7 protein-coding genes are annotated in these 10311 nt (G+C 73.4%); 6 read left to right on the forward strand and 1 reads right to left on the reverse strand.

Annotated elements, in window-relative coordinates:
* Positions 1-50 precede the first annotated feature (50 nt).
* Positions 51-2171 (reverse strand): coiled-coil domain-containing protein, encoded by a 2121-nt coding sequence (locus tag ABEA24_RS13170; protein WP_345431039.1) that lies wholly within the window; start codon positions 2169-2171, stop codon positions 51-53.
* 189 nt (positions 2172-2360) lie between these two features.
* Between ABEA24_RS13170 and pip the strand changes: the two genes are divergently transcribed.
* The 6 genes from pip to ABEA24_RS13200 all read left to right on the forward strand — a co-directional run bounded on the left by pip (position 2361) and on the right by ABEA24_RS13200 (position 10293).
* On the forward strand, positions 2361-3317 hold the full coding sequence (pip, locus tag ABEA24_RS13175) for a prolyl aminopeptidase (protein WP_345431040.1): 957 nt from the start codon (positions 2361-2363) through the stop codon (positions 3315-3317).
* Positions 3318-3372: 55 nt separating this feature from the next.
* Complete coding sequence (locus ABEA24_RS13180; protein ID WP_345431041.1) at positions 3373-4296, forward strand: arginase family protein; 924 nt, start codon at positions 3373-3375, stop codon at positions 4294-4296.
* Positions 4297-4480: 184 nt separating this feature from the next.
* Positions 4481-5647, forward strand: a complete 1167-nt coding sequence (locus ABEA24_RS13185; protein ID WP_345431042.1) for a thiolase C-terminal domain-containing protein — start codon at positions 4481-4483, stop codon at positions 5645-5647.
* Entirely contained in the window at positions 5644-6033 is a 390-nt protein-coding gene (locus ABEA24_RS13190; RefSeq protein ID WP_345431043.1) for a Zn-ribbon domain-containing OB-fold protein, read from the forward strand. Before ABEA24_RS13185 ends, ABEA24_RS13190 begins: the two co-directional genes overlap by 4 nt.
* A complete protein-coding gene (locus ABEA24_RS13195) occupies positions 6030-7154 on the forward strand; it encodes an NAD(P)H-dependent flavin oxidoreductase (protein WP_345431044.1) in 1125 nt (374 codons plus the stop codon). Before ABEA24_RS13190 ends, ABEA24_RS13195 begins: the two co-directional genes overlap by 4 nt.
* Positions 7155-7335: 181 nt before the next feature.
* Positions 7336-10293: a type 1 periplasmic-binding domain-containing protein gene (locus ABEA24_RS13200; RefSeq protein ID WP_345431045.1), complete on the forward strand. Its 2958-nt coding sequence runs from the start codon at positions 7336-7338 to the stop codon at positions 10291-10293.
* The last annotated feature ends 18 nt before the right edge of the window (positions 10294-10311 follow it).

The raw sequence follows: 10311 nt of genomic DNA on the forward strand, positions 1-10311 counted from the left end.
CCGGTCAGCGATCGCCGTTCGCGTGGCCGCGGTCGCGCGTGGCGGGCCGGTCAGCGGTAGCCGTTGGCGTAGCTCCCGGTGGAGTTCTGCGACATCCCGCCCTGCAGCTGGCCGGAGAGCTCATCGATGATCTTCCGGGCCTGGTCGGCCGCGGTCCGCGCCTGGTCCCGCTCGCTGGACAGCGCGGACAGGGCGTCGCGCTGCTGGGTGACGGCCTCGGCGAGCTGGTCGACCCACTGCTCGCGCTCTTCCAGCTTCTTGACGACGGCGTCGCGTTCGGTGGTGGCCTGCCGTGCCTGCGTGAGGGCCTGGTCGCGTTCGCGGACGGCGTCCTCGGCCCGGCGCTGCGCCTGCGCCAGCTCCGACTGGGCCCGCGCCTGTCCCCGCTCGGCGAGGTCCCGGCCGGACTCGGCCTTGGTCGCCTGGTCGAGCGCCCGGCGCCGGTCGGCGTCGAGCTCCTGGACGCGGCGGCGTGCGTCCTCGGCCTCCTTCGCCGAGGCCGCCGCCGTCTGCTGGTGGGTCAGCGCCTTCGCCTCCAGGTCGGCGGCCTTGGCCCGCAGGGTGTTCAGCTCGGACTTCGCGGCCTCGAGAGACTGCGACAGCTCGGCCGCGTGCTGGGAGAACCGGTCGCGCTCGCCCTCGACCGCCTTGCGCGCCGTCTGGGCCTCCCCGGCGGAGCGGTGCGCCTCGTCGCGGTCCTCGCGCATCTGGTCGCGTTCGGCGAAGGCCTGCCGGGCGGTCGCCTCGGACTGCTCGGCCGCGGCCCTGGACTGGTCGGCGGCGACCCGTGCCTGGTCGCGCTCGGTGAACGCCTGCCGCATCGCGGCCTCGGCCTGCTCGGTCTGGACGCGCAGGCGCTCGACCTCCTGCCAGGCCGTACCGGCCTCCCGCTGGGCGGCCTCCCGCTCGGCCATCAGCTGGCGTACGGCGGCCTCGGACTGTTCGGCGCGCTGTTCGGCCTGCCGTGCCTGCGCGAGGGCCTGGTCGGTCTCCTGGCGGGCGGCGACCGTCTCCTGCTGCGCCTGGTCGCGCTCGGTGAGGGCCTGGCGCATGGCCGCTTCGGACTGCTCCGCCTGGGCCCGCGCCCGCAGGCCCTCCTGCCAGGCCGTCTGCGCCTCCTGCTTGGCCGAGTCGCGCTCCGACATCGCCTGCCGGGCGGTCAGCTCGGCCTGCTCGACGCGCTGCCCCATCTCCTCGACCTGGGCGCGCATGCGGTCGACCTCCTGCCAGGCGGCGGTGGCGTCCTGCTGCGCGGCCTCGCGCTCGGCCATGAGCTGCCGCGCGGTGGCCTCGGCCTGCTCCTTCAGCCGGCGTTCGGCGAACGTCTCCTGCTGGGCGGCCTCCCGCTCGGCCATGAGCTGGCGGACGGCGGCCTCGGCCTGCTCCTTGCCCTGACGCTCGACGAGCGTCTCCTGCTGGGCCACCTCGCGCTCGGCCATCATCTGGCGGACCGCGGCCTCGGCCTGCTCCTTGGACTGCCGTTCGGCGAGCGTCTCCTGCTGGGCGGCCTCGCGTTCGACCATGAGCTGGCGGGCGTGCGCCTCGGCCTGCTCCTTGGACTGCCGCTCGGCGACGGTCTCCTGCTGCGCCGCCTCGCGTTCGACCATCAGCTGGCGGGCGGTGGCCTCGGCCTGCTCCTTGGCCTGCCGCTCGGCGGCCGTCTCCTGCCGCGCCGTCGCCGCCTCACGCTGCGCGGACTCGCGTTCGGTCATCATCTGCCGGACGGCGGCCTCGGCCTGCTCGGCGCGCTGCTCCATCTGGTCGTGGGAGGCGCGGATGCGCTCGACCTCCTGCAGCGCCGAGGCGGCGTCCTGCTTGGCCGACTCGCGCTCGGCGAGCATCTGGCGCGCGGTGGCCTGCGCCTGCTGCGCCTGGGTGCGCAGCCGCTCCACCTCCTGCCAGGCGGATGAGGCCTCCTGCTTGGCCGACTCGCGCTCGCCCCGCACCGCCGCGATCTTCGCCTCGGCGTCCTGCTTGGCCTCGGCGACCTTCTGCTCGCCCTGCGCCAGCGCGCCGGCGAGCATGTCCGCCATTTGTCTCAGCCGGTCGACCACCTCGGCCGGTTGGTCCGCGTCACCAGGACGCGCCGGGAGGTTGGCGTTACTGGGCGCCCACGACGACCCCGCGCCCTCCGGGGCATAGGAACCGCCCGAACCGTTGAGATCGCTCACATAGGGAACTCTAAGGGCGTCTCACCAAGCTGTCTGCCATGTCACGCAAGGTGTGGCGCACGACTCGTGATGATTTCGAGATCTTCGAGACATGATAAGACGGCTGTGACCAGCGGTGACACAACAGAGCGCCGTCCATGGTCACTCTGTGGAATCGTCCGCGCGTCGGAATGGAAAGAATATTTGATCATGAGAACGCTCTACCCGCCGATCGAGCCGTACGACTCCGGCCTGCTCGACGTCGGCGACGACGACCAGATCTACTGGGAGGTCTGCGGCAACCCCGACGGTAAGCCCGCGGTGATGCTGCACGGCGGCCCCGGTGGCGGATGCACACCGGGTCACCGGCGCCAGTTCGACCCGGAGAAGTACCGGATCGTGCTGTTCGACCAGCGCAACTGCGGGCGCAGCCGACCGCACGCGAGCGACCCTGCCGTCTCGCTGGAGCACAACACCACGTGGAACCTCGTCGCGGACATGGAACGGCTGCGGGAGCACCTGGGCATCGAACGCTGGCAGGTCTTCGGCGGCTCGTGGGGCAGCGCGCTGGCCCTGGCGTACGCCGAGACGCACCCGGACCGGGTGACCGAGCTGATCCTGCGCGGGATCTTCACGCTGCGGCCGTTCGAGCTGTACTGGTTCTACCAGGAGGGCGCGTCGCTGCTCTTCCCCGATCTGTGGGAGAAGTACGTCGCCCCGATCCCCGAGGACGAGCGGGACGACCTCATCGCCGCGTTCGCCGAGCGGCTGAACGACCCGGACCCGGACGTACGGATCCCGGCGGCGCAGGCGTGGAGCGTCTGGGAGGGCTCGACGATCACGCTGCGTCCCGACCCGGAGATCATCGCCGAGCAGGGCGAGCCCGACTACGCGGTGACGTTCGCCCGGATCGAGAACCACTACTTCGTCAACGGCGGATTCTTCGAGGACGAGCAGCTGATCCGGGACGTCGACAAGATCCGGCACATCCCCGCCGTGATCGTCCAGGGCCGCTACGACGTCTGCACGCCGGCGGCGACGGCGTGGGACCTGCACAAGGCCTGGCCGGAGGCGGAGTTCCACATCGTCGACGACGCGGGCCACGCCTACATCGAGCCCGGCATCCTGCACCACCTCATCGAGGCCACGGACCGCTTCGCCCGTTGACGGCCGGATCCGCCGCCGACAAGATGTAACCACCAAAACGACTTAGGTGGTGCACGTGACGCGGTCGATCGCCGTACTGGACGCTCCGTCGAACCTCGGGCTGCGGCCGCCGTACGACGGCCACCAGCCCGGGGTCCGCGGCCTGGCCGCCGCCCTGCGCGGCCACGACCTCGTCGACCGGCTCGGCGCGACCGACGCCGGCGGCGTCGAGCCCCCGCCGTACTCCTTCGCCGACGAGCCGGTGACCGGCTTCCGCAACGGCCCGGCCATCGCGGACTTCTCCGTACGGCTCGCGGACCGCGTCGGGCGGATCCTCGACGAGGGCCGGTTCCCCCTCGTCCTCGGCGGCGACTGCGGCATCGTGCTCGGACCGGTCCTCGCCCTGCGGCGGCGCGGCGCGTACGGCCTCGTCTACCTCGACGGCCACGACGACTACTCCCCGCTCCGGGACCCGGAGAGCCGCCACGGCCGGTTCGCCGCCGGCGGCATGGGGCTGGCGCTCGCCACCGGGCACGGTCCGGCCGCGCTGGCCGACCTCGAGGGCCTCGGGCCGTACGTCGCCGAGGAGCACGCCGTGCACATCGGCGTGCAGTACGAGCCGGAGGACCTCGTGCTGTACGACAACGAGCCCTTCCAGACCTCGCCGATCCACCGGTATCCGATCGAGTACGTCCGTGAGCACGGCGCGGCGGCCGCCACCGAGGCCGGGCGCCGGGACCTGGCGGCCGCGCCCGTCGAGGGGTACTGGATCCACATCGACGCGGACGTGCTCGACAAGAGCGTCATGCCGGCGGTCGACTCCCCCAACCCCGACGGGCTGTCCTTCCCGGAGTTCACCGAGGCGCTGGCGATCCTGCTGGCCGATCCGCGCGCGGTCGGCATGCACGTCGGCATCTACGACCCGGAGCTCGACCCATCGGGCGAGGCGGGCCGCGCCCTGGTCGACGCCCTCGTCACCGCCTTCACCGCGAGGCGGTGAGCCACCGCCGACCGGCGTCCCCGGAGACGGTGACCCGCCCCCGACCCGCCGTGCCCGCAAACGGTGACCCGCCCGCGACCGGTCTTCGCCGCGAGGAGGTGACCGGTCGGCTCACCCGAATCCGAATATGATTCGGTACGGTGGGTTCGAACGTACCGCGAGAGTGAGGCGGCGACGGTGAGTCATGGCTGAGACGGCGATCGCCGGGCTGGGCATGACCGAGCTCGGCAAGGTGTACGGCCTGAGCCCGCGGCGGTTCGCCGCGCAGGCCGTGCGCGCGGCCGCGGCCGACGCGGGGCTCGCCCTGACCGACCTCGACGGCCTCATCGTCGCCCCGGGCATGTCCGGCTCCCCCGGCGTCGAGCTGGCGCACACCCTGGGCCTGCGCGACCTGCGCCTGCTCGTCCAGATGAACTCCTTCGGCGCGACCGCCGGCGCGATGGTGGCCCACGCCGCGTCCGCGGTCGCCGCCGGTTCGGCGACCGCCGTCGCCTGCGTGTTCGCCGACGCGCCGCTGCGTCCCGGCAGCTCCGCGGGCTCGGCGTACCACCGCGACGCCCGCGAGTGGCACGGCCTGGACGGGCTGCGCGCCGCCCACGGATTCCGCAGCGTGACGGCCTACTACGCGCTCGCCGCCCGGCGGCACATGGCCCGGTACGGCACGACCGGCGAGCAGCTCGGCGCGATCGCCGTCAGCACTCGCGCCTGGGCGGCGGGCAACCCCCGCGCCCAGCTGCGCGAGCCGATCTCGCTGCGTGACCACCAGGAGTCCCGCTGGGTGGTCGAGCCGCTCCACCTCCTCGACTGCTGCCTGGTCTCCAACGGCGGCATCGCCGTGATCGTCACGAGCGCCGAGCGCGCCCGCGACCTGGCGCGGCCGCCGGTGTACCTCTGGGGCTGGGGGCAGGGGCACCCCGGGCACCGGCTCGAACGCGGCAGCGACTTCGGCCTGACGACGGGAGCGGCGATCTCCGGCCCGGCCGCGATGAAGATGGCCGGCGTCACGCCCGCCGAGATCACCATGTGCCAGCTCTACGACTGCTACACCTTCACGGTCCTCGTGTCCCTGGAGGACTACGGCTTCTGCGCCAAGGGCGAGGGCGGCGCGTTCGCCGCGAGCGGCGCGCTCGGCCCCGGCGGGACGCTGCCGACCAACACCGGCGGCGGGCAGCTGTCGTCGTACTACCTGTGGGGAATGACGCCGCTGTCGGAGGCCGTCATCCAGGCGCGCGGCGACGGCGGCGCCCGCCAGGCGCCCGGCAACGACCTGATCCTGGTCAGCGGGAACGGCGGCGTCCTCGATCACCACTCCACGCTGATCGTCGGCCCGGACCCGAGGGGACGCCGATGAGCGCGGTAGAGGACCCAGGCGTCGTGCGACGCGACGGCCGCTCCGGCCCGTTCTTCGACGGCGCGGCGGAGGACCGGCTGATGATCCGGCGGTGCGTTCCCTGCGACCGCTGGTACGCGCCCGACGCCGGCGGCTGCCCCGCGTGCGGCGCCGCGGAGCTCACCTGGGCCGAGGCGAGCGGCCGGGCGACCCTGGTGTCGTGGGCGGTCGCGCACCTCCCCGGCGGCGAGACGGCGCCGCTGGCGCTGGTGGAGCTCGCCGAGGGACCGTGGATGTACGGGCGGCTGGACCGGGTGACCGCCCCGCGTGAAGGCCTGCCACTGCGTGCGCGCTTCGTCCACCCGGACGAGGGCGAGAGCCATCCCGTTTTCGAGGAGCAGGATTGAAGACCGAGGTCTGTGACAGGTTGGGGATCGAGTTCCCGCTGTTCGCCTTCAGCCACTGCCGCGACGTCGTCGCGGCGGTCACCAACGCGGGCGGCTTCGGCGTGCTCGGCGCGGTCGCGTACAGCCCCGACCGTCTCGAGGAGGAGCTGCGCTGGATCGACGACCACGTCGGCGGCCGCCCGTACGGCGTCGACGTCCTCGTCCCCGGCAAGATCGCGAAGGAGGCGGCCGAGGGCTCGGGTTCGCTGCTGTCCGCCGTGCCGCCGCAGCACTGGGAGTTCCTGAAGGGCCTGTTCGAGAAGTACGGCGTGCCGGTGCCGGAGACGGCCGCCGACGCCCGCGTCGACGGCGTGGGACGCCAGGTCACCCAGCAGGGCGCGACCGAGCTGATCGACGTGGCGCTGGCCCATCCGATCCGGCTCATCGCCAGCGCGCTCGGCCCGCCCCCGCCGGTCATGGTGGAGCGGGCCCGCGCCGCCGGGGTGCCCGTGGCGGCGCTGGTGGGCACGGTCGAACACGCGCGGCGCCAGGTCGAGGCCGGAGTCGACCTGATCGTGGCGCAGGGCGGCGAGGCCGGCGGCCACACCGGCGAGATCTCCACGATGGTGCTCGTGCCGGAGGTCGTCGACGCCGTCGCGCCGCTGCCCGTGCTCGCGGCGGGCGGCATCGCGACCGGGCGGCAGATGGCCGCGGCGCTGGCCCTCGGCGCGTCGGGCGTCTGGTGCGGCTCGGTCTGGCTGACCACCGAGGAGGCCGAGACGCTGCCCGCGGTGAAGGCGAAGATGCTCGCGGCGACCTCCCGCGACACGGTCCGCTCGCGGTCGCGCACGGGCAAGCCGGCGCGGCAGCTCCGCTCCGCCTGGACCGACGAGTGGGACTCCCCCGACAGCCCCGGCCCGCTGCCGATGCCGCTGCAGATGATCGTCGCCGAGGGCGCGATGGCACCCATCGGCAAGGCCGCGGAGTCCGGCAACGAGGGCGCCCGGCAGCTGGCCAACTACTTCGTCGGCCAGGTGGTCGGGCAGATGAACACGGTGAAACCCGCCCGTCAGGTCGTCTACGACATGATCGAGGAGTTCGCCGACGCGCTGGAGCGCCTGAACCGGATCACCGACGCCTGAGAGCACCTTTCGCGCCGGCCCGGGAGCGGGCCGGCACGAGGGGATTGTGGCCCTCTGTCCCGATTTGAGGTTCCGGTCGGGACGCATCCCCACCTGTCGTGAAGGTGCCCGTTTCGGCTCGTACGCTGCATTCACGGCGGTCGATCACCGTCGCCCGTTCCGATCTCGCGGGGGTTGCGGCGTGAGTGTCACGGGGCCCGCCAAGGCGGCCGAGGACGTCCTGAGCACCCAGGTCGGCCGCGAGCTCCTGGAGCTGCTCGACAAGCGCACCAGGGCGCATCCGTGGCGCCTCGGGAGCCAGGCGCTCCCCCTCATGGTCCTCGAGGCGACGGATCCGGGCGTGGACGCCGGCGCGTACGTCGATGCCCTGGCCCAGGCGGCCGCCGCGGCGGACATCCCGCACCTCGCCCTGTCGCTCCCCGACTCGCCGGCCCCGCGCGCCGCCGACCACGGGCCGGACGACACGGGACCCCGCGCCGGCGACCGTGGGCCAGAGAACACGGCGGGAGACGGCACGGCACCTGAGAGGACCGCTCCGGCCGAGATCGGCCTGCTGGACGCGCTGGCCAGGCCGAACGCCTGGCCCGGCGACCGCTCTACCGCCGGCCGCTACCGGTTCCCCCGGTCGGACCTCGTCCGGTCCTTCGAGCAGGCGGTCGAGAACGCCGCGGAGAAGAACAGCGCGCATCCCTCCACGACCACGCCGGCCGAGGAGTGGTACGACGCGGCCGTCCTGCTTCCGTGGACGCGGCGGCCCCTGACCGCGCCCGTGTGGTGGTCGACCGTCATCGTCCTGGTCGCCGCGATCTTCGGCGGCATCGCCCAGGGCGTCGCGGACAAGACGCGCACCGGCACTCTGCTGATGATGTGCCTCATCCTGCTGGGCGCCGTCGCCCTCGCCGCCGGGCTGATGAACCGGAGGATCTGGCTGCCGATCCTGTCCCGCGTCGGGTTCGGCACTCGCTACCGGTGGCTCGCCGCCTCGTCGTTCTTCGCCGTCCAGGGCAACCGAGGGTTCGACGGACGGCTGAACCGCGAACTCGACCACATCAACCAGGCCCGTACGATCGCCTCGGCCGCCTCGGCGGAGTCGTGGCTGCAGACCAAGACCTTCGCCTTCCTGGAGGACCTGCGCGCGCGGCACCGCAAGCTGTCCCCCACGCTGCGGGGATTCAAGCGGCCCGTGCCCTCCGTCGTGTTCCTCAAGAACGTCACCCGGCGGAACGGCGGCGTCGCGCTGCTGCTGGCGATGAGCGACGTGCGCAGCCGACGCAGCGAGCTGCATCCGCTGCTCGTCGTGGCCTCCGTCGACCACGCCCACCGGGCCGACATCGACGACCTGCCCGGCGTCCGCCGCACCGCGGACGCGCTCTCCCCGCTGGCGCGCTACGAGCAGTGGCTCGAGTCCCTCGCCCGCGCCCAGGGCCCCAGCGCGCAGGTGGCCCTGCCGTGGCTGCTGCGGCTGCCCATTCCCGTCGACAGCCCGATCCGGGCGGCGCCCCAGCCGCTGAAGCACCGGATCCGCCCGCGGTGGACCTGGCTGTGGTCGGGCCGGTCGCTGCTGGCGCTCCTGGCCGCCCTCGCCGTCGGCGGGTCGTACCTGCACGCCCAGCTCACCTCGACGCACTGCAGCGTGCAGGCCCTGTTCTTCGCCAACACCGACACCCGGCTGCGGACCGACTCGGCGGGCAGCCGTGAGTGCGTCGGGATCGCCACGAGGGGCGTCCGCTTCGAACGCGGACCGGTCAGCACCGCGCTGGACGGAGGACGTTCCAGGCCGAACCCCGCTCACACCGCCGGCCAGATCACCCTGGCCGACCTGGAGGACCGGATCACGGCGGAGAACGCCTGGGTGCTGGGCACCCACCGGCCCTACGTGACGATCCTGTTCGCCGGGATGCTGACGGCCGCCAACGGCCAGGAGAGCAGCGCGGTGAGCACGATCCGCGAGCTGGCCGGCGCGTACCTCGCGCAGCGGAGCAACAACCGGTCCGAGTCCGGCGGCGGCGACAATCCCCTGAAGATCCGGCTCCTCGCCGTGAACGCGGGCCAGGACATGGCCTTCTCCAAGATCGCCGCGGACCGCATCCTCGCCATGGCGCGCCGGGATCGCACGGTCGTCGGTGTGGCGGGTTTCGGCCGCAACACCGCCGAGTCGCAGCAGGCGATCCGCCGGCTGAACGCCGCCGGCCTGGCCGTCGTCGCCCCGGTCAACTCCTCCGACACCCTCCGCGCGCTGCCGCACTTCTACGGCCTGGCCGCGACCGACAACGACGAGGCCATGGTCGCCCGCAAGGCCCTGGGAGGCCGGCGGGCCGGGCGGACGCTGATCGTCTACCGCTCCCCCGGATCGGGCAACGACTACGGCGCGGAGCTGGCCGAGGACGCCCGGAGAGCGCTGCAGGTCGACCCGTCCTCCACCATGCTGCGCTACGACGGCACCGACGACATCGGCGGCAAGGTCCGGGCGGCCTGCCGCAGCTCGACGGACGCCCGCTACGACCTGGTGTACTTCGCCGGACGGACCGAGGACCTCAGCGGCCTGATCAACGCCCTGCGCGACGGCGGCTGCGCCGGCCGCGAGCTGACGGTGCTCGGCGGGGACGAGGTGGCGCGGTCGCGGTTCGGCACCGGCCCCACCGACGTGCTGCTGCCCCGGTCGATGACCGTCTACTACACGACGCACACCTACCTGCCGAACCTCGTGGCCGGCGGCCGCGACGCCGACAACCCGTTCTTCGTCCTGGCCCGGAACGAGCTGGGGATCGGCCCGGCGGACCGCTCGGCGCTGCTGGCGGACGGCCAGATGGTGATGACGTACGACTCGGCCTCCGCGCTGGCCCGGGCGGCGGAGAACGCCTTCGGGACGTTGAACCTCGCCGCGCACGACGGCCCCCGGACTCCGGGCAGCGCGTCGGTCACCTCCGGCTCGGTCCTGCTCACACTCCCGAACCTCAGCTACCAGGGAGCCACCGGAGTGATCGACTTCACCGACGACCAGCACGTGAGCGGCGGCTCCGGCCGCCGGGCGCTCACGCTGGTCAAGGTCACCGGCCGCGACGTCGGGGCCGCGCCCACGGCCGTCTGCGGCCAGCTGGCCGGCGGGGCACCGGCACCGGGCCTTCGACCATGCCGGTAGCCCCGGCCAGCCCCGCCC

It is taken from the genome of Actinoallomurus vinaceus, assembly GCF_039542055.1.
Taxonomy (GTDB): Bacteria; Actinomycetota; Actinomycetes; order Streptosporangiales; family Streptosporangiaceae; genus Actinoallomurus; species Actinoallomurus vinaceus.